The organism is Sporosarcina sp. So3-204 (assembly GCF_058068165.1).
This window is the reverse complement of sequence record NZ_CM176485.1, coordinates 3,600,671-3,619,445: the sequence shown is the minus strand read 5'-3', so window position 1 is coordinate 3,619,445 and position 18,775 is coordinate 3,600,671. Positions and strand designations below refer to the sequence as shown.

The following is an 18,775-nucleotide window of genomic DNA, read 5'->3' as shown; positions in this document are numbered from 1 at the left end:
GGGAAGCAAAGAAATGGAAAACTCAACGTTATTTATAGATGGAGAATGGGTTTCAGAAGATGATCAAAAGTATGAATCTAGTATAGACCCAGCTACATTAGAAGAAGTCGGTATATATAGTTTGGCGACAGAAAAGCAAGTGAATGATGCTGTAATAGCTGCGGATAATGCTTATCATAATTGGAGAAATATGCAGATACCTACTCGTGCAGGTTATATCAAAAAAATTGTCTTAGCACTTCAAGATAAAAAGTCGGAAATGGCAGAAGTTATGACTAGAGAAATGGGGAAAGTTTTAACTGAATCATTAGGTGAAGTAGATGTGGTCATTCAAAATGGCGAGTATATGGCAGGAGAAGGTAAGAGGTTCCTGGGAGAAATAGTCCCGTCTGCAACTCCTAATAGAACAATACACATGATCCGCGAACCATTGGGTGTAGTAGCGTGCATCACACCATGGAACTTCCCGATTTCATTAGCTGCATATAAAATATTTTCAGCACTCATTGCAGGAAATACGATTGTTTGGAAGCCGGCTTCAGAAGTTGCTCTTTCCGCTAAGCTTTTGTCTGAAGTGATCGAAGAGGCGGGTTTACCAAAGGGTGTGTTTAATTTGGTAACTGGGTCCGGTAGTAAAATTGGTTCTTCTTTAGCGTCTCATGAAAAAGTGAAAGTCGTTGCATTTACTGGTTCAACTGAAGTAGGTAAAGCAATTTCCCAAATGAGTATTGAAGGATTGAAACGAGTTTCACTTGAATTGGGTGGGAAAAATGCGGTAGTTGTTTTGAAGGATGCTGATATTGAAAGTGCTGCTATTGGGATTATACAATCTGCATTTGCAACTACTGGGCAAAGATGCACTGCTGCAAGTAGAGTCATCGTAGAAAAAGATGTTAAAGAAGAGCTACTTTTAAAATTAAAAGAAAAAACAATGGCATTAAAAGTTGGTAATGGGCTTGAAAAAGAGAGTCAGGTCGGACCAATTGTAAATGAAAAACAATTAATTTCGATTAACGATTATGTGCAAAAGGCAATAAGTGAGGGTGGAGTACTTATTACAGGTGGGAAGAAAATAGAAGGAACAGGTTATTTCTATGAACCTACTATTATTTCAGAAGTTAAAAGAAACCATTTAATAGCGAAAGATGAGATTTTTGGGCCTGTATTGGCAATAATCGAAGTCGATTCATTTGATGAAGCAATGTCAGTAAATAATGATACCATTTATGGTCTTTCCACAGCTGTTTATACACGTGATTTGAACTTAGCGAATCGTGCTTCACGTGAAGCGGTTACCGGCCTCGTTTATATAAATAGTGGAACTTCAAGTGCTGAAATGGGCGTTGCATTCGGAGGTATGAAAATGTCAGGTAATGGACATCGGGAAGTCTCTCACCACGCGTTCGATGTGATGACAGAGTGGAAGTCTATCTACACTAATTATTAAGGGTGATGAAAATGAAGCAAGAAACAAATCTTTTAACAATGCTTGCTTTGAATGATGAAAAGGAAAACGAGAAAGATGCAGAAAGAGCAAAGTTTTCCTACTCAGCAATTCAAGGTTATTTAGATATAAAAAGAGAAGAGTCAAAAGCAAAACCCCATATTGCTATGGTTGGTGGAGGAATTATAAGCCTAATGACCGCTCATTATATGAGTGAATTAGGTTTTGAAATTTCTATAATTGAGAAAAAGTCAATTGGAGCGGCTGCATCTGGACGAAATGGTGGAGCCATCATGACGATGGGGCGTGAATTGTCCGAAGTCGCATTTGCCAAACATTCGGTAGACCTGTGGGGTAAGTTGAATCAAAAAGGTATATTAACGCATTACGAAAAAAAGGGACATTTAATGGTTGCCCGAAATCAGTTAGAAATAGAAAAGCTTGAATTGGCATATGAGCTGTATTTGAAAGCTGGCATTGATGTCAAAATGATGAATTATGATGAAATGAAAGAACAGGTGCCGTACTTAAATAAAGATATCCGTCGAGGACTTTTTAGTTATGATGATGCTCAAGCCTATCCCTTTACAACGATTCAAAGTCTTATAAAGTTGTTGAAAGAAAAAGGCGTAAAGTTTTATCCTCATACGGTAGCGAAATCTTTCGAAACTACTGGTCAATCGATTACAGCTGTAGTCACTGAAACGGGAAAGATTACTGCAGATTACTTTTTAATTAGCACGGGTCCTTGGTCTACAGATGTGTGTGAGTTGTTGGGTGAACATGTTTTGATTAGACCAAGAAGATCTCAAATTATGGCCACTGAAATAATTAGAAAGAGAATTGTACAACCATTCTTTACAGGAAATGGTATTTACTTACGGCAGACACATGCGGGGAATATCTTGTTTGGTGGTGGAGGACCTTGGGAGATAGATGGTTTTGACGTTAGTAATACGTCCTATGCTATGAAGTTACAAAGTAAGCGTTTCGTTGAACAATTTCCAGAACTTCATTCAAAACAATTATTACGAGGTTTTGCAGGAACAGTAGAGATTACACCAGATCATGTTCCAGCATTTGGTCCATTAGTTAATTGGGAGAATGGTTTTATTTCCGCAGGGTATAATGGACACGGTTTCGGTGTATCTGCTGTAATGGGGAAATTGATGAGTTTATTAATTTTTGATACAACAAATAATAAAGAGCTTAGCAGTGAAATAAAGCAAGTAATAGAGCCAATGTATATAAACCGATTTAAACAACTCAGTAGAGTATAGGAGGCCGACAGTTTAATGAGCATTCATGATTTTACTATTTGTCGGTGCGAAGAAGTAATGTTATCCGACATACAACGTGCAAAGGATTTAGGTGCAACAACGTCACAAGAAATTAAAATGGCGACAAGGCTTGGAATGGGTATATGTCAAGGTAGAATCTGCCGATCTATGGTGGATGAAATAGTTCAGGATACGGCGGAAGGGCTCTGTGACATGCCATCAAAGTTAACTATTCATCATCCGGTGCGACCAGTTTCAATTGGTATGGTCATGTTGAGAGAGGAGTGATTTTATGAGAATTACAAAGCATTCGATTATTTCAATCGAAGATCGGGAGAAAATCCGGTTCACCTTTAATGGTACCGAGTTATTAGGGCAAGAAGGTGACACCGTTGCATCAGCATTATGGGCAATGAGAATTAAAACGTTGAGACAATCCGAGAAGAAAAGTGAGTCTCGAGGAATTTATTGCGGCATAGGAAATTGCTATGATTGCAGAGTTAATTTAAATGGTTTTGGAACGGTTAGGGCTTGCATCACCCCCATTGAGGAAGGGATGGAGTTACTTTCGGACGATAGAGGAGATGTTTCTACATGATCTATGATGTGGCTATTGTAGGGGGCGGTCCGGCCGGTCTATCTGCTGCAATTGAAGTTGCGCGACGCGGTGGAAAAGTTATTATCATTGATGACCATCCGGATGTTGGTGGAAAATTGAACGGACAATTACACGAAGAGCCAGGTAATAATGGTTGGTGGATTGGACAAAAAATTGCATCTGAATTGAAAAAAGAAGCAGTGACACATGGCGTTGAAATATTATCGGGTACACAGGTTTGGAGTTTGGAAGAAGGTTGGAAAATTCATGTATCTTCAGTGCATAATCCGGCTAACTTGAGGAACTTAATAGAAGCAAAAGCACTAATTTTGGCAACCGGGGCGATTGAAAAAGCACTGCCTATGCCTGGATGGACATTGCCGGGGGTGTTAACAGTCGGTGGTGCACAAGTGTTAACGAATCAATATCAAGTGAAACCGGGAGAAAGGGTTATCGTTGCGGGTATTGATATTCTTTCATTATCCATTGCTCGTGCAATGAAGCTCGGAGGGGCAGAAGTTGTAGGGATTTATATGGCACCTCGTAATAAATTCACAGAAAGTATATCTGAACCTACTAAGTTGTTGGCATCATTCCAACCGGTTGCAAAGTTTGCACCTAACTTTCTCATGCGTTTAGGCGGTAGTGTTCTGCGATCAAAATTGGGCTGTAAATTAGCTGCAACTTTTTATCCTAAGAACGGCTTGAAAGTATGGGGAATACCGCTTCACATTCGACATTCGCTCTTGGACATACAAGGAGATAGTGAAGTAGAAGGTGTTACAATAACAAAAATCGATACAGAAGGTAATCCGATTGGTAATCCGTTTAAAGAAAATGTTGATGCGGTTTGTTTGTCGGGTGGACTTACACCACAAAGTGAATTAGCAGTTGCAGCAGGCTGTCAATTTGTTCGTTTAAAAGGTCTTAGCGGTGCTGTTCCACTTCATAATTCTGAAATGCGAACCAAAGTAGATTCACTTTATGTGGCGGGTAATATAACTGGAATTGAAGGTGCAAAAGTATCTGGAGCTCAAGGTAGAGTTGCTGGGTTTTCAGTTTGTCATGACTTAGGAATAGGTCAGGTTACCACTAAAGATATTAATCAAGAAGTAGAGAAGTTACGTAGTGTTAGAGATACCGCTGATATTCTATTTCATCCAAATGTGATAGATGCAAGGGATCAATTACAAGTAATATGGGAGCAACAAACTTAACAACTTTCTGTATCTTGTTAATAGGAGTGAGAAACATATGATAAACAAAAAGAGGATAGGTATTGCTTTTTTCTATCATGAATCGCATAGTTTTACACCGTTAAAGACTACTTTTGAAGAGTTTGAAAATGAGGCATATTTATTAGAAGAAGATATTATAAAGCATTATGAGAACACGAAAACAGAAATAGGAGGATTTTTAAACTTTTTACAAACGAAGGAAGATGTTATAGAGGTCGTGCCGATTTTATGTGCGGCAGCAATACCATCAGGAATTGTCGAACAAAGCGCATACGATGAAATTGAATCTGAAATGCTTCGATTAATAAAGGCCAATGAACCTTTAGATGGTTTTCTGTTAGCTTTACATGGTGCGATGGTCGTTGATCATGTAAGTGATCCCGAAGAGAAACTACTTCGTAAAATCCGCGGCGTTTTTGGGCCGGATATTCCTATTGCTACTACACTGGATATGCACGCGAACTTGAGTGAAAAGATGATTCAACATACACCACTTCATTTCGGTTTTAAAACGTATCCGCATATTGATATGTTTGACCAGGGATACGCTGCGGCAAGCCATTTGTTTAACAGCTTGATGAATAATAAAAAATATGTTGCTGCTTTTAGAAGTATACCAATGTTGTTGCCTTCATTAAACATGAGGACTGAAGAAGGTCCTATGAAAAAAATGATGGATCTGGCTAAAGAAGCGGAAAAAAATGAGCATATTGTCAACGTGTCGATATTTGGAGGATTCCCTTACGCTGATATTGATACTGCAGGGGCAAGCATAATAGTACTTGGAGAAAATCAAGAAATTGCTGAGGAGGTAGCTTCTTCGTTAGCAAAAGAGTATTGGGGAATTAAAGACGAATTTTTGGTTGAATTACCAGACGTCGATGAAGCTTTGACATTAGCTATGTCTACAACAAAACAACCTGTCGTGTTAGCTGATATTTCGGACAACCCATTAAGTTGCGGTAGTGGAGACACGACTGTATTGTTACGAGCCATGATTGAAAAAGGATTGACGAATTCATTGTTCGGTGGATTGTATGATCCAGAATCTATTACACAGTGTAAAGTTGCAGGTGAAGGAGCAAAAGTGCGTTTGTCACTTGGAGGAAAAGTATCACCTGAATTTGGTTCTCCCGTTGAGGTGGAAGCAGAAATTATTAAAATTAAAGATGGTGTTTTTTATAATTCGGGACCATTTAATCAATACCTGAAAGTAGATTTAAAGGATTCTGTTCATATTAAAGTTGGAGATTTGGATATTGTTCTAATTGGCCGTTCTATGTCGGCAAACGACCCGGAAATGTTCAGGCACTTAGAAATTGAGCCTGGAAGCAAGAAAATTTTAGGCATGAAAGTGAAAAATCATTTCCGTGCAGCATTTGATTCGCTAGTCGAGGAAGTAATATACGTCGATGCACCGGGTGTTTCGACAAATCGTTTGACAGAGATGTCTTATCAAAATATACCTAGACCAATTTGGCCATTAGATAAAGTGATTTATATGGAGGAGGAAAAAGCATGAATGCTAATTACTATATTGAAGTACCTGAATCATTAGATCCACCAATGCAAAAAATGATGATGGAATTGGAGATTGATGCATTTCCTGGCATAGGCGCAGTCGATGAGCAGACGCTAGTCCCAATGGCTCGTTACGGCAAAATCGTATTGTTCAGAGAAAAGGGTGATGATCGTCCAATTGCAGTAGCTGAATTGATGCGTTCTTATTCATCTGAAAAAGAAGCTTATGTTTTTGGATATTACGTACGTTCGGATCAACAAGGAAAAGGGATCGGGAAAATCTTTCTAGAGGAACTCCTTAAAGTAATTAAAGAAGATGGTTTTGAAACTATTAGCCTTACAGTAAATATAGAAAATGAGGCGGCTATCAAATTATATGAAAAGTACGGATTTGTCATTAAGGAGACAAGAAATGGTGAGTACGGTGTAGGAGAAGACAGATATTGCATGGTATTTAAGTTCTAAGGAATTATTCAAATAACACTATTTAAGTCGGTCAATAGTATTTCATGCCACTGAAAAATTGTTTGTATAATAAAGGGGACTTTCCGTGGAAGTGCCAACTCGGAAATTTAGACAGGTTATTTCGTTAGTCAGCCTGCAAGGTCTGAACTCGGTATTGCTCCAGACTCAGGCCTTTTAGTTTTACCTTGATTTATTTATGATTAGAATTCTCATTTATCGCGCTATCGAAATACTTTAAGTAAAGAAATAATATCTTCGTAATACCCAAAAATTTCTCTATCACGGTGTTGTTATAATAGTTTCCATTACGTAAAAAGTTATGTGGAAAGTCAGACTTGGTTGGAATAGAGTGGAAGTTTTTTATCGAATGTAAGTTGTCAAAAATAAATCCAATATGCTCCATACATATAGTTTTTCTTCAAATGATTTAAACTTTGTAATTTCTGTTACCCATTTCATATTTGGATTGTATGTTTATAAAATACGCGCTAAACTAGTCGGCAAAATTTCGCCGACTGTTTCATTGTATAAGTGATATTTAATCATACGTAGGAGAATCTTTAAACCAGTTCTTTTAGGATGTGTTGTAAAAACTTTGCTTTATATGCTGTCTCCGGTTTTCGAGTTCATCCCGAATACGACCAATGCGTAACGCTTATAATGTTCATCACGTTGGCGTTTGGTACTGTTTGGTTAAAGTTTATAGTTGACTTTAAGTGTATTGGTGCATTTATTTACATTAGCGATAATAAGTTTTGACTTGGAGCATAGAGCTAGGAAAATACAAAAAAACGCTCAGAAATGAGCGTTTTTAGTATTTGAAAATGACGGTTTTTCATAGATAAGAAAAGACCTAAAGTCTGAATAGTTGTTAGAACTCACCATTTTTAATTTTTTTAATTGCTTCTTCAAGCCAATAAATGGTGTGATCTGATTTAGTTGAGAAATATCCACTAAGAAATAGAGTAAGGTTTTCATAACTTTGGTCTTGTTGACTGGTGTTTTTAAATTTCATAATATGTTCCCAACGAGCTTTATAACTTTTTAACTTCGTTTCTAATATTTTTGCTACTTCTTCGCGTTCCACATATTTGATATTTGCAAAGCCTATGACCATATCATTGATAGTATCGGCATCTTTAAACATTTTATAGATTTTCTTAGGGAGTTCTTCACGACCTTTGGTAGTAATTTCAAATACATGTTTTTCAGGTCGATGTTCTTCTTTTATAGTTTCTACTATTTCAATTAAACCTTGTTTTGCTAAGGATTCAAAATGATAGTAAAGTTTGCTTTCTGTGATCCTGCCTAATTCGTCTAATGGAATTGGTTCTGACATCTGTTTTTTTAACTTATAAGGGTAAGTATTCTCTTTCATTAGTTTGCATAGTATAAAAACTTGAATGCTCATACTTTAGGCTCCTTTAAGAATAATTATTTTAATTATAACAAAGTTAAGTTGTACTTTTATATAAGTTCAAATAATTCCGCTGAATAAAAAAATTATTGCAGCGGCTCCTTCTCCGGACGAGTGTCATATTATTCAACGATTTTCTTCTTGTATCTTCTCAAACTATTAATGATAAACTTATTTTATGCTTATATAGAAAGCTCATCCATTACGGTGTTTGTTTCTAATTTTTCTGTGGGTAGTGTTTTGTGAATAACAGCAACGATAAGCATATTAATAAACATTGCTACGACACCAACAGCGGCTAATGACCAAACAAATGGACTTGGACTAGTGCTTCCGAATAGGTCTGCGACATAAGCCTGTACTGAGTAATACATTGGTGAAATATGACTCATCCATTCATACGGCAAGTACATCATGTCACGTGACATTACAGCACCATTTGATAATGTTTGGATGAATAAAATTGGCAAGTTTAAAATCATACCTGCTGGACCAACTAAAAAGATAAAAACTGCTGTGAAGTTGAAACATACTATATAGTTTAGCGTTTGAAGACCTACTATATGGAAGAACAAGCCCCCACTAGGTTCGTTAATTAAATAGGCTACTCCTGTAGCAGCGAGTGATGATAAAACTGCAATCAATAGTGCAGTTAATTGTAAATAAATGAATAACCTTGTTTTACTAGATTTTCCACGGTTTTCTTTAAAAACTGCTACTAATTGCATAGCTCCGATCATAGCACCAACATAACCAGCCATTGTTAAGAACATTGACAGCATATTATTATGCATTCCGTCTGGTATTTCGTTGATTGTAACTACGTTTCCTACATAACCAGTTTCAATTTTATCTGCTAATTCAGCAGCTTGATTTTCTGGTACATGGAAGTTCATTAATATGCTTTGAGCTGCTTGCTCTGAAAATTGCTCGCTTAACTGATTGTTAATTTTTGTAACAACTGAACTCATAGTCGTAGAAACGGCTGTTGCGCTTGCTTCATTAATTGTAAAGTCAATACTTGATGATGTCTCACCATTTTGCATATCCGAAGAGAATGTTTTTGAGATATGTATGACTAAGGCTAAATCATTTTTTTCTAAATCTTTTAAAGCTCTTTTATTTGTTAGATCCGTTTCTATTTGTTTAAAAGGTAAATTTTCTTGTAATTGATCAGCGATGATTGCGCCAATCTCACCAGTATCATCATTAATTATAGCAATTGGTAATTTGTCAATATTTCCCGGAATTGCTGCATAGCCAGGTAAGAAGATTCCTAGCATTGCAATTGCATAGAAAATCCCCATAAAGATTGCACCGATAGATCCTTTAGATTTTAAGAATTGAGTAAATTTCATTTGTTATTCCCTTTCTTTAGCTAGATTACACTTCAAATAATATACTTTTATTAAAGTACTCTGTATTGAGTACTTTATTCTATTCCTTTTATTCATAATGTCAAGTATCTTTATTTAAGAAATGGGATTCGAAGTCATGAAAGGGAAGGGGAGGTTAAAGTTTTTATATTTAGATTGTCTTTTTGACTATTATCCAGACAAAAAATCGCTAAATACGGTTGTATTTAGCGATTGGCAAGGTAGCGACCGAATCATTATTTAAATGGTGTCCTTAAATTAAGTTATGATTTAAAGTTTTCTCCCCATCAATTAAATGATGGCTTTTTCGTTTATTTCGGTAATATAATCGTAAATTTTGTACCTTTGTCTATTTCGCTTATGACGTCAATTGTGCCGCCGTGCATCGTTACGAGTTGTTTGACGATAGATAAACCAAGACCGAATTCCCCGTAAGGATTATCGGTTCTAGATAAGATTGCTTTGTAAAATCGACTCCATATTTTCTCGATTTCAGCAGGATTCATCCCGATTCCGGTATCTTCAATTTCTATAATCGCTTCTTGCTCATTTGTAAAAGCGCGTAAAGAAATGGTTCCGTTCTCAGTAAATTGAATGCTGTTTTTTGTAATGTTTATCAAAACCTGCGTGAGGCGGTCATAGTCAGCGGAAACGAAAACATCGTCTTGTGCTGAAATAAAGATCTCATTATTACGTTCGGCGGCAGGTGAATTAAGCTGTTCTTTAATAATTTCCAGCAATTCGACAAGTTGGATATTTTGTTTATTCAAAGTAACTTGGTTCGAACGAATCTTTTCGTAATCTAAGTTTTCATTGACGAGACGAAGGAGTCTTTTTGTTTCGTTTGTTGCAAGCTTTAGACCTTTTTCTTTTTCAGAATCAGAAATCATATCATTATTCAAACCTTCGATAATTCCCCGAATTGTCGTGAGTGGTGTTCTTAATTCATGGGAAACATCAGCCATAAACTCGCGTCGCCGAATTTCAAGGTGTTCAATTTCTTCCATTGAAGCGTTAAGCTTTTCGACCATACTGTTGAAGTCGTTGGCAAGCTCACTTATTTCATCGAAATTACGTGACGGGATACGGACCGAATAATCGCCGCCTGCGACTAGGGAAGTAGCAAGTTGTAATCGTTTAATCCGCCGAACATGAAATGTCGATAAAATCCAACTAAGTAATAATGAAAAGAAAAGCGCAATGGCTGTCGTATAGAGTAAATAGTTGTTCATCTCCGAAATGACTTTTCGTGAACCCTTTATCGGCGATGTGAGTAAGATTCCCCCGACAAACTGATTATTGTTAACATATGGCAGTAAAACAAATGTGACGCCTTCTTTAAAGCGATTATAATCTTGTTTAACAGTGACGATATGACCATTTTTAATTTTTGCCCATTCGGTTTCATTGAGTTCAATAAGTGGTGTATTTGAGCTAGTTGAGTAGATAATGGTCGACTTTTCATCAAATAAACTATATTGGATTTCGCGTCTTTCTAGTACATGTCCATATGATTGTAAGGTGTTTCTAGAATTCCTACTATCGGCGCCAATATCCTTCAAAATATTATGTCCATATGTCACGAGTTCTTCCGTTTTCGTATCATAGACAAACTTCTCAACGTAATGGGAAAAAAGTAAGCTTAAAATGAGAAAAGCAATGATGATTACACTAAAATGACTTGCGAGTTGTTGAACTAAATACTTTACCCTCATTTACCATCACCCGTTGTTTCATCAAAACGATAGCCAACGCCCCAAACTGTGTGGAAAAAAGGTTCTTCATCTGTTGAAACTTTTGACCGTAGCCTCTTAATGTGTACATCAACAGTTCGATCGTCCCCGTAAAAGTCAAAGCCCCATACTTGATCAAGTAGCTGATCGCGTGAAAATACTTGTTTTGGATGTTGAACGAAGTGATAAAGTAAATCAAATTCTTTTGGTGTTAAGTTTTGGATAGTCTTGCCGTCTAGTAGCACTTCACGTGTTTCTTTATTAATAATAAAATGCTTCGACTTAATTTCTTCGCTGCGTTCAGGTTTGTATCTTCTTGTGACAGCTTTAATGCGCGCCATGAGTGTAAGGGGACTAAATGGTTTTGTGACATAGTCATCGGCACCCATTTCAAGTCCAAGTACTTGGTCGGATTCACTATCCTTTGCCGTCAGCATAATAATTGGCCCGTCGTATTGTTCTTCCCTTAACTTTCGGCAAATTGTTATGCCGTCCATGCCAGGTAGCATCCAGTCTATAATGAGACAATCCCAATGGCCATCACATGCCTGGTTATAACCGTCTAGCCCATCTTTACTAAATACGCCTTCAATTCCTTCTTTTGAAAAAAACAATTCAATCATTGAAGAGACACTTTCATTGTCTTCAATTACTAAAACTTTCAACTACACGCATCTCCTCTCAAGTTTCTAGTCCTTTCAAAATAAAGTAAAAACTGAAAATATGCAAATACCAATGCAAAATAGATCATACACCCAATACTTATGGACGTATGATCTACAGGGTTATTTACTTACTCTTTTAGAGTCGGCTTGTTGCTTGTCACAGTGAGTGGAATTTTCCGCTCATCTTTTCCGCGGTAGATAGTGAATGTTGCTTTATCCCCAACTTTTAATTCTGTGTATAAAAACTTTCGTAATTCACTAGCGCTTTTAATTTTTGTGTCGTTAATTTCTGTGATGATATCCTCAACTTGAAGATTCGCTTTCCCAGCAGGTGATTCTGGGTCAACATTGGTAATAATGACGCCGCCCTCTACAGTATCAGGTAGAAATTGTACATATTGAGGCGGTACATGACTTAGGTCTTCCAGTCCAACGCCTAAATAAGCGCGTTCGATATATCCTGAAGTTGTCATTTCTTCAATTAAAGGAACAACTTCATTACTAGGAATAGCAAATCCTAGTCCTTCCACGCCACTTTCGGAGATTTTCAAGCTATTAATACCGATTACTTCTCCGGCTGCATTCAATAAAGCGCCACCAGAGTTACCAGGGTTAATGGCGGCATCGGTTTGGATGACGTTTAATTCCCATTCTCCAGCAGAAGTATTTACATTAATCGAGCGATCTATTGCACTAACAATACCCTGAGTGACTGTTCCAGAGAAATCTAGCCCAAGTGGATTCCCAATTGCAACTACAGGATCACCTGCTCGGAGAATGTCGGAATCCCCAAACTTTAGTGTAGTTTTCGCATATTTCGCATCAATTTTTAACACAGCTAAATCGCTAAGTGCGTCTTTCCCGACTAGTTCTGCTGTAGTTGTTTCTCCGCCCTCAAAAGAAACTTCTAATTTCTTTGCATTTTCAATTACATGGTTATTTGTAACGATATAAGCATCATTTCCATCTATTTTATAAATAACGCCGGAACCTTCACCGCTTGCCGCATTCTGATCGGTGCCAGTAAATCGATTGCCTGCACTTTGGTAATTAACAATACCGACAATTGCGCCTGAAGACTTTTCAACCATATCTGAAAGTGTTAAGTCTTTATTAAACGAAAGTTGTTCTGCGTTGTAGGAACTGTCTTTTACGAGTGGTTTATCTACTTTTTGTGAACTCATAGGAATGATATTTGTATTGGTTACAACGCCAAGAGTTAGCATTGAACCGATAACACCTGCACCGACTGTTGATAAAAGCCATGTGCCTGTCCTACCTTTTTTTTCTGTTGTCATGATAAAGCCTCCCCCGCTACTAACTTAATACCTTAATACTACTTGGAAAGTGTGAACAAACTATTACGGTAATGTTACTAATTATTAAATTTGGAAATTGTTTTATATTAGTTGCAATAGTTTGTATAGTCTGACATTATTAATATACAAGCTTAATTCTATCAAACTAGCTTGTAGATGCATATCTTTGTCACTCGGTACGTATAGTAGCTTTGTGTGAAAAATTTTATCAAAGATTAATGTGCGCTAATTCATCTATGATGAAGTGTACTATTTCATCTATGGTGAAAGTGTGAATTTCATCTTTAATGAAAAGAAAGCCAATTAGACGAGGAGGAATGGAATATGGTACAAGCAATAGAAAATCAAGTTTATGCATTTCCGAACACTAAAGGGGCAAAAATTAATTTTAAGGAAAAATATGATAATTATATAGGTGGTAAATGGACACCGCCCGCAAAAGGCGATTACTTTGATAATATAACACCAGTAACGGGGAAAGTATTTACACAAGTAGCTCGTTCAACTGCGGAGGATATTGAACTGGCACTAGATGCAGCACATGCTGCGAAAGATGCTTGGGGAAAAACGTCTGTTACAGTACGTTCAAATATTTTGCTGAAAATTGCTGATCGCATTGAAGAAAATCTAGAAATGCTTGCAGTAGCGGAGACGTGGGATAACGGTAAAGCAGTTCGCGAAACGCTTAATGCAGATTTACCATTAGCAATCGATCACTTCCGTTATTTTGCTTCGGCAATTCGTGCACAAGAAGGCGGCGTGAGCCAAATTGATGAAAATACAGTTGCCTATCACTTCCATGAACCAATCGGTGTTGTTGGTCAGATTATTCCGTGGAACTTCCCAATATTAATGGCGGTTTGGAAACTTGCACCGGCACTTGCAGCAGGAAATTGCGTTGTATTGAAGCCAGCTGAGCAAACACCAACGTCAATATTAGTGCTCATTGAGCTAATCGAAGACTTGCTTCCAGCTGGCGTGCTGAATGTGGTTAACGGTTTTGGTTTGGAAGCAGGGAAGCCACTTGCATCAAATCCTCGAATCGGAAAAATTGCCTTTACTGGTGAAACGACAACAGGCCGTCTCATTATGCAGTATGCAGCACAAAATGCTATTCCAGTAACGCTTGAGCTAGGTGGTAAATCACCAAACATCTTCTTTGAAGACGTCATGACTGAAGACGATGCATTCTTAGATAAAGCAGTTGAAGGATTTGTTATGTTCGCACTGAACCAAGGTGAAGTGTGTACTTGTCCATCACGTGCTTTAATCCAAGAATCAATTTATGATAAATTCATGGAACGTGCAATTGAGCGTGTAAAAGCTATCAAAGTAGGTAATCCACTTGATCCTACAGTTATGATGGGTGCACAAGCATCTACAGAGCAGATGGAGAAGATTCTTTCTTACTTGGACATAGGTAAGCAAGAGGGTGCAGAATGTCTAGTAGGTGGGGAGCAAAATAAATTAGAAGGCGATTTGGCAGAAGGATATTACATCCAGCCGACAGTCTTTAAAGGCGACAACAAAATGCGCATATTCCAAGAAGAAATTTTCGGACCTGTCGTTTCTGTAACGACATTTAAAACGAAAGAAGAAGCATTGGAAATTGCGAATGATACGCTATATGGATTAGGTGCGGCTGTTTGGACGCGTGATACGAATACAGCGTATCGTTTTGGGCGTGGTATTCAAGCGGGGCGCGTATGGACGAATTGCTACCATATGTATCCAGCTCACTCGGCGTTTGGCGGTTACAAAGCATCCGGTATTGGACGGGAAAATCACTTAATGATGTTGAATCACTATCAGCAAACGAAAAACATGCTTGTTAGTTATGATGAGAATAAGCAAGGATTCTTTTAAGTCGAATTGGGAGGTCGGTGTAGATGATTGAGCGCGTTTTAGCAACTGACGCTGCACTTGAGCTCATTGAATACCTAAAAAAGAAGCATGGTCCATTAATGTTTCATCAATCGGGTGGCTGCTGTGATGGTTCATCGCCGATGTGCTACCCAGATGGTGAATTAATTATTGGCGATCAAGACGTGCTGCTTGGTTCAATAGGCGACGCATCATTTTATATGCACAAAAACCAATTCAAGTATTGGAAGCATACTCAGCTTATCATTGACGTTGTTGATGGTCGAGGCGGTATGTTTTCACTCGAAGGCGTTGAAGGTAAAAGGTTTTTAACACGGTCACGTGCATTCACTGCTGAAGAAAATAAAGAATTGCAATCAAGTTAATGTAGCAAAAAGCCTTCTTAATAGATTGAGAAGGCTTTTTGCGTTGTGTAATTACAGAAATCGCTTTCGTTCATCAGGTGTCGGCAGTGCACAAGCTGCTTCTTGATCCTTCTTACCAAACCATTTATAACGATTAGTAGAAATAAAATCATATACTGTATCACGAATCTTGCGTGGTACTAGCATGAATATAAATAGTAAATGCCATAAGCCATCAAGTTTTTTAGCTATGCGAAGTGCAGCTGATGACTTTACGTAAGCCTTGCCTTTCTCAATAAGTACTAAACTATCAACTTCTTTAGGAATACCATATGTCTCAACTAATTTAATTCCCTTGTCGCTTTGTAGTGAGGTAAATTGAAAGTGTGCAACAGGGTCTCTTTTTATAATAAACTGAACACTGGCATCGCAAAAATTGCAATCCCCGTCGAATAATACAATTCTCTTCATGGTCATCCTCCTTCATTTAAGTATATCCTTTCACTAATGAAGTCAAACAAATATGAAAAAGAGTTTGACAGGTGACTGAATATTTAGTATAATAAATATACGTATAATCGATCTTAAGTCACGGAACCAGATTAGAATGTTACTCTACTCACTACTCTTTTCTAGTATAGCTAGACACTGATAATATGAAATGGAGGCTGATTGTTTTGTATAAATTACCAGTTGATCCGGAAGAAATGTTGCTTAGACAGGATGAGGATTTTATTGCTTCATTGAAAATGGTCGGTGAAGGTGCACCTAGCTTCAGTTCATTCATAAAGGATGAAGAAGAAGATGAAAAGTTGGACGATGAAGATAAAGAATTGCCACGCGCTTACCAGTAATTTAACTAAAAAACTAAATGATTTTTTTACTTCATATGCAGCACAAAGCGAGTCGTCCTAATTGGTCGGCTCTTTTTGTTGATTCAAACAGAGTTGACTAGGAGGCCTCGGTGCGATTAGTTCTAGTTGGTTTACAGTTACGACGTAATCTAAGCAGTACTCTAAAGAATCTAAAACATATTAGATGTAAATACTTAAAATGGTAGAGACCAACCTACCAGTTCAAATAACGGTGGACGGTCTCTTACTGCTTTATATTTGAATTTCCTTCCGTTTACTAGAGGAGGGAATTCGTAATTCTTCGCGGTATTTACTAATTGTTCGTCGTGAAATGGAAATTCCTTGTTCCGTATTAAAGTATTCTGCAATCTTTTGATCAGAATATGGCTTAAACTTATTTTCCTGTGCAATGAACTTCTCCAAAAGAGTCTTTACTTTTGTTTGGGAAATACTATCGCCATCCGCCGTCTCCAATTTGGATGTAAACAGATTGCGCATTTCATAAGTGCCGTGTGGTGTTTGAATCACTTTATTTGAAGTCGCCCGACTCACAGTAGATTCATGCATTTCAATTTCATCTGCTACTTCCTTCAATGTCAGCGGTTGTAATGAAGAAAATCCATTTGTGAAAAAGTATTTCTGTTTATCAAGTAAAACTGTAACAATCTTAATGATAGTATTACGGCGTTGTTCAATACTAGAAAGTAACCACTGAACGTTCTTTTGCTGCGATTGTAAGTATTTGGAGACATCGTTTTTTGCTTTAAGATGGTGCGTGTATTCTGTATTCAATTGAATAGATGGTAAATAACCGTCATTCAAGAAAAATATCAATTGGTCTTCCTTCAATTCTACAACGATATCGGGTGTCATATATTCAGTTGAAAAATCAGAAACAAATGAGCAAGGTCTCGGATTAAGCGTCAATATGAAATCATGTATTTGCTTCACTTCAGTCATCGGTATTTTCAGTTTGCTAGCGATGTCGTTCCATTTTCGGTCTGCAATTAACGTTAGATGGTTTTTCACAAGTGTCTCGGCCAAACTGTTATCCGGATAGGAGTACTGGATTTGTAAGAGTAAGCATTCTTGTAAACTTCGTGCGCCTATGCCAATTGGTCCTATTTGTTGAAGAAAGTGAATTCCTTTTTCTATCTGTAGCTCACTGAATTTAATTGGATATTCTATATCCGCTTCGAAGTCGGGTGAATAGCCGTTTTCATCTAAATTAAAAATGAGGAATTTCAATAGCTTCTGCGTTTTTTCATCAGGAAAAGTGAATTTTGCAAGCGCGAATAATTCATCACGCATGTTTCGGTCATTGCTACGTACTGCTTCTTCCGGCATTCCAGATGATGAGGAATAGCTGGGTCGTGAACTAATTCTTTCTTCAAATGTATTTATATGTTCTTTTTCTTTTAGTTCAATTAGTGGGTTTTCCAATTCCTGTTGTCGAATATATTGTTCGAGTTCACAGTTTGTATATTGCAACAGCTCAATGGCTTGCCTCAATTCCATCGTCATTAATAGACTTTGCTCTTGCCGTTGTTGAAGTACGAGTTCCATGAATACGCCTCCTTTTTAAACTGAATTAAATGATAGCGCTCGCAAGAATATTTCTATTACTATATCACAAATAACGTTTAATTTCGATGCGTAATAGGAATATTCAGATAAAACGGGAACCTATCTTCTCGCAGCTTGATAAGGGGAAGTAATTCTCGTTTTTCGCTAGTTTAATCTTTTATAACAGAATCAATTTCATAATGACCTTATTCTGCTACAACGACGCAATATATAGTTTGAGAACGCTTCAACTCAACTATATATTGTGGTGGAGTAGCAATAAAACCCAATTATGAAATTGATTGAACAACCAAAACTTTAAAAAATATTGTGCCTATAGTCTCTAGCCCGTATCCTTTCTAGTTTTTCACATGTACTAGATGGAGGAGGTGAGAGTTATGATGCAACAATGGAATAATGATAATATGAACAATCAATGGGGTAATAACAACATGATGCAACCGATTGTTTGCCCAACGCAGTATCGTTGCCACGATGAGTTTATGCCGCGTGAAGTTCCAGTTGTTCACCCGATTGTAAACGTGAATCGTCAGCATATTGTCGAGGTTCCACGTCATTACTATACGGAAACGACGCAGAATATGATGGGAGAAACATTGCCGGCATATCCTGGTTATGGCCCGCAAGTAGGCGGCGCTATGGATCCGGGTATGGGAATGGGACCTGGTTACGGGCCTGGAATGGGCGGTATGGGCCACGGTCACGGTCATGGTTACGGTCATGGTCATGGTCACTGCCAATGTCAAGGTCGCTGTAATTGCCGTAAACAATGCGGTGGAGGTCGTTCACCGTGGTGATATTTCATTATTATGGTAGACTAGAGCTACTATAATGTGATGAGGGTGGAAGTTATGAAAGCTTTTAAATTTGTCATTCCGATTATGATTATTATTGGCTGGGCTAGTTGGTTTGTTTTGAACCGGGATCATACGGAAGTTCCTGAGCAAACGCGTATTTATATAACAATTGGCGCAGTGATTTTAAGCGGAGTGATTTCGTTCTTTCTTTTTCCTAAAAATGAAGGCGAAAAATATTAATGCTAATAAATGA

Annotated in this window: 19 protein-coding genes; 12 read left to right on the top strand and 7 right to left on the bottom strand. The window is 37.6% G+C overall.

What is annotated here, in order from left to right; genetic code table 11:
• Positions 1-13: 13 nt before the first annotated feature.
• From AC3RV6_RS17890 to AC3RV6_RS17860, 7 genes are read left to right on the top strand one after another with little or no spacing between them, the layout of a single operon-like run.
• Positions 14-1,447 carry an aldehyde dehydrogenase family protein gene (locus AC3RV6_RS17890; protein WP_489747308.1) on the top strand — a complete coding sequence of 478 codons (1,434 nt, stop codon included), beginning with the start codon at positions 14-16 and terminating at the stop codon, positions 1,445-1,447.
• Positions 1,448-1,458: 11 nt separating this feature from the next.
• Complete coding sequence (locus AC3RV6_RS17885) at positions 1,459-2,724, top strand: NAD(P)/FAD-dependent oxidoreductase (RefSeq protein ID WP_489747307.1); 1,266 nt, start codon at positions 1,459-1,461, stop codon at positions 2,722-2,724.
• Between the two features lie 15 nt (positions 2,725-2,739).
• On the top strand, positions 2,740-3,012 hold the full coding sequence (locus AC3RV6_RS17880; RefSeq protein ID WP_489747306.1) for a (2Fe-2S)-binding protein: 273 nt from the start codon (positions 2,740-2,742) through the stop codon (positions 3,010-3,012).
• Positions 3,013-3,016: 4 nt separating this feature from the next.
• Positions 3,017-3,322 carry a (2Fe-2S)-binding protein gene (locus AC3RV6_RS17875; protein WP_489747305.1) on the top strand — a complete coding sequence of 102 codons (306 nt, stop codon included), beginning with the start codon at positions 3,017-3,019 and terminating at the stop codon, positions 3,320-3,322.
• A complete protein-coding gene (locus AC3RV6_RS17870; protein WP_489747304.1) occupies positions 3,319-4,539 on the top strand; it encodes an NAD(P)/FAD-dependent oxidoreductase in 1,221 nt (406 codons plus the stop codon). The genes AC3RV6_RS17875 and AC3RV6_RS17870 overlap by 4 nt, the downstream gene beginning before the upstream one ends.
• A 37-nt stretch (positions 4,540-4,576) precedes the next feature.
• Entirely contained in the window at positions 4,577-6,082 is a 1,506-nt protein-coding gene (locus AC3RV6_RS17865; RefSeq protein ID WP_489747303.1) for a M81 family metallopeptidase, read from the top strand.
• Entirely contained in the window at positions 6,079-6,546 is a 468-nt protein-coding gene (locus tag AC3RV6_RS17860; protein WP_489747302.1) for a GNAT family N-acetyltransferase, read from the top strand. Before AC3RV6_RS17865 ends, AC3RV6_RS17860 begins: the two co-directional genes overlap by 4 nt.
• An 871-nt stretch (positions 6,547-7,417) precedes the next feature.
• On the opposite strand, the gene AC3RV6_RS17855 is transcribed toward AC3RV6_RS17860, so the two are convergent.
• The 5 genes from AC3RV6_RS17855 to AC3RV6_RS17835 all read right to left on the bottom strand — a co-directional run bounded on the left by AC3RV6_RS17855 (position 7,418) and on the right by AC3RV6_RS17835 (position 13,035).
• Positions 7,418-7,957, bottom strand: a complete 540-nt coding sequence (locus tag AC3RV6_RS17855; RefSeq protein WP_489747301.1) for a PadR family transcriptional regulator — start codon at positions 7,955-7,957, stop codon at positions 7,418-7,420.
• Between the two features lie 188 nt (positions 7,958-8,145).
• A complete protein-coding gene (locus tag AC3RV6_RS17850) occupies positions 8,146-9,321 on the bottom strand; it encodes a YhgE/Pip domain-containing protein (RefSeq protein WP_489747300.1) in 1,176 nt (391 codons plus the stop codon).
• Between the two features lie 329 nt (positions 9,322-9,650).
• A complete protein-coding gene (locus AC3RV6_RS17845; RefSeq protein WP_489747299.1) occupies positions 9,651-11,054 on the bottom strand; it encodes a sensor histidine kinase in 1,404 nt (467 codons plus the stop codon).
• Complete coding sequence (locus AC3RV6_RS17840) at positions 11,051-11,737, bottom strand: winged helix-turn-helix domain-containing protein (RefSeq protein ID WP_489747298.1); 687 nt, start codon at positions 11,735-11,737, stop codon at positions 11,051-11,053. Before AC3RV6_RS17840 ends, AC3RV6_RS17845 begins: the two co-directional genes overlap by 4 nt.
• Positions 11,738-11,865: 128 nt before the next feature.
• Positions 11,866-13,035, bottom strand: a complete 1,170-nt coding sequence (locus AC3RV6_RS17835) for a S1C family serine protease (protein WP_489747297.1) — start codon at positions 13,033-13,035, stop codon at positions 11,866-11,868.
• Between the two features lie 345 nt (positions 13,036-13,380).
• Between AC3RV6_RS17835 and adh the strand changes: the two genes are divergently transcribed.
• On the top strand, positions 13,381-14,922 hold the full coding sequence (gene adh / locus AC3RV6_RS17830) for an aldehyde dehydrogenase (RefSeq protein ID WP_489747296.1): 1,542 nt from the start codon (positions 13,381-13,383) through the stop codon (positions 14,920-14,922).
• Positions 14,923-14,945: 23 nt separating this feature from the next.
• The gene (locus tag AC3RV6_RS17825) at positions 14,946-15,305 is read left to right on the top strand and encodes a DUF779 domain-containing protein (RefSeq protein ID WP_489747295.1); all 360 of its coding nucleotides are present in this window, start codon (positions 14,946-14,948) and stop codon (positions 15,303-15,305) included.
• A gap of 51 nt (positions 15,306-15,356) precedes the next feature.
• On the opposite strand, the gene AC3RV6_RS17820 is transcribed toward AC3RV6_RS17825, so the two are convergent.
• A complete protein-coding gene (locus AC3RV6_RS17820; RefSeq protein ID WP_489747294.1) occupies positions 15,357-15,755 on the bottom strand; it encodes a thiol-disulfide oxidoreductase DCC family protein in 399 nt (132 codons plus the stop codon).
• Between the two features lie 206 nt (positions 15,756-15,961).
• Here AC3RV6_RS17820 and AC3RV6_RS17815 point away from each other — a divergent pair, with 206 nt between their 5' ends.
• The gene (locus tag AC3RV6_RS17815; protein ID WP_489747293.1) at positions 15,962-16,138 is read left to right on the top strand and encodes a hypothetical protein; all 177 of its coding nucleotides are present in this window, start codon (positions 15,962-15,964) and stop codon (positions 16,136-16,138) included.
• A gap of 252 nt (positions 16,139-16,390) precedes the next feature.
• Here AC3RV6_RS17815 and rpoN read toward each other — a convergent pair whose 3' ends face one another.
• Complete coding sequence (gene rpoN / locus AC3RV6_RS17810; RefSeq protein WP_489747292.1) at positions 16,391-17,704, bottom strand: RNA polymerase factor sigma-54; 1,314 nt, start codon at positions 17,702-17,704, stop codon at positions 16,391-16,393.
• A 398-nt stretch (positions 17,705-18,102) separates the two neighbouring features.
• Between rpoN and AC3RV6_RS17805 the strand changes: the two genes are divergently transcribed.
• On the top strand, positions 18,103-18,522 hold the full coding sequence (locus AC3RV6_RS17805; RefSeq protein ID WP_489747291.1) for a hypothetical protein: 420 nt from the start codon (positions 18,103-18,105) through the stop codon (positions 18,520-18,522).
• Between the two features lie 54 nt (positions 18,523-18,576).
• A complete protein-coding gene (locus tag AC3RV6_RS17800) occupies positions 18,577-18,762 on the top strand; it encodes a histidine kinase (protein WP_489747290.1) in 186 nt (61 codons plus the stop codon).
• Positions 18,763-18,775: the final 13 nt, after the last annotated feature.

What these genes read in the sequence shown, in the direction of transcription:
- AC3RV6_RS17855 (WP_489747301.1), bottom strand. Translation starts at nt 7,957, where the DNA reads ATGAGCATTCAAGTTTTTATACTATGCAAACTAATGAAAGAGAATACT.
- AC3RV6_RS17835 (WP_489747297.1), bottom strand. Translation starts at nt 13,035, where the DNA reads ATGACAACAGAAAAAAAAGGTAGGACAGGCACATGGCTTTTATCAACA.
- AC3RV6_RS17885 (WP_489747307.1), top strand. Translation starts at nt 1,459, where the DNA reads ATGAAGCAAGAAACAAATCTTTTAACAATGCTTGCTTTGAATGATGAA.
- AC3RV6_RS17875 (WP_489747305.1), top strand. Translation starts at nt 3,017, where the DNA reads ATGAGAATTACAAAGCATTCGATTATTTCAATCGAAGATCGGGAGAAA.
- AC3RV6_RS17860 (WP_489747302.1), top strand. Translation starts at nt 6,079, where the DNA reads ATGAATGCTAATTACTATATTGAAGTACCTGAATCATTAGATCCACCA.
- AC3RV6_RS17800 (WP_489747290.1), top strand. Translation starts at nt 18,577, where the DNA reads ATGAAAGCTTTTAAATTTGTCATTCCGATTATGATTATTATTGGCTGG.
- AC3RV6_RS17805 (WP_489747291.1), top strand. Translation starts at nt 18,103, where the DNA reads ATGATGCAACAATGGAATAATGATAATATGAACAATCAATGGGGTAAT.
- AC3RV6_RS17865 (WP_489747303.1), top strand. Translation starts at nt 4,577, where the DNA reads ATGATAAACAAAAAGAGGATAGGTATTGCTTTTTTCTATCATGAATCG.
- AC3RV6_RS17890 (WP_489747308.1), top strand. Translation starts at nt 14, where the DNA reads ATGGAAAACTCAACGTTATTTATAGATGGAGAATGGGTTTCAGAAGAT.
- AC3RV6_RS17820 (WP_489747294.1), bottom strand. Translation starts at nt 15,755, where the DNA reads ATGAAGAGAATTGTATTATTCGACGGGGATTGCAATTTTTGCGATGCC.
- AC3RV6_RS17880 (WP_489747306.1), top strand. Translation starts at nt 2,740, where the DNA reads ATGAGCATTCATGATTTTACTATTTGTCGGTGCGAAGAAGTAATGTTA.
- AC3RV6_RS17825 (WP_489747295.1), top strand. Translation starts at nt 14,946, where the DNA reads ATGATTGAGCGCGTTTTAGCAACTGACGCTGCACTTGAGCTCATTGAA.
- rpoN (WP_489747292.1), bottom strand. Translation starts at nt 17,704, where the DNA reads ATGGAACTCGTACTTCAACAACGGCAAGAGCAAAGTCTATTAATGACG.
- adh (WP_489747296.1), top strand. Translation starts at nt 13,381, where the DNA reads ATGGTACAAGCAATAGAAAATCAAGTTTATGCATTTCCGAACACTAAA.
- AC3RV6_RS17845 (WP_489747299.1), bottom strand. Translation starts at nt 11,054, where the DNA reads ATGAGGGTAAAGTATTTAGTTCAACAACTCGCAAGTCATTTTAGTGTA.
- AC3RV6_RS17850 (WP_489747300.1), bottom strand. Translation starts at nt 9,321, where the DNA reads ATGAAATTTACTCAATTCTTAAAATCTAAAGGATCTATCGGTGCAATC.
- AC3RV6_RS17870 (WP_489747304.1), top strand. Translation starts at nt 3,319, where the DNA reads ATGATCTATGATGTGGCTATTGTAGGGGGCGGTCCGGCCGGTCTATCT.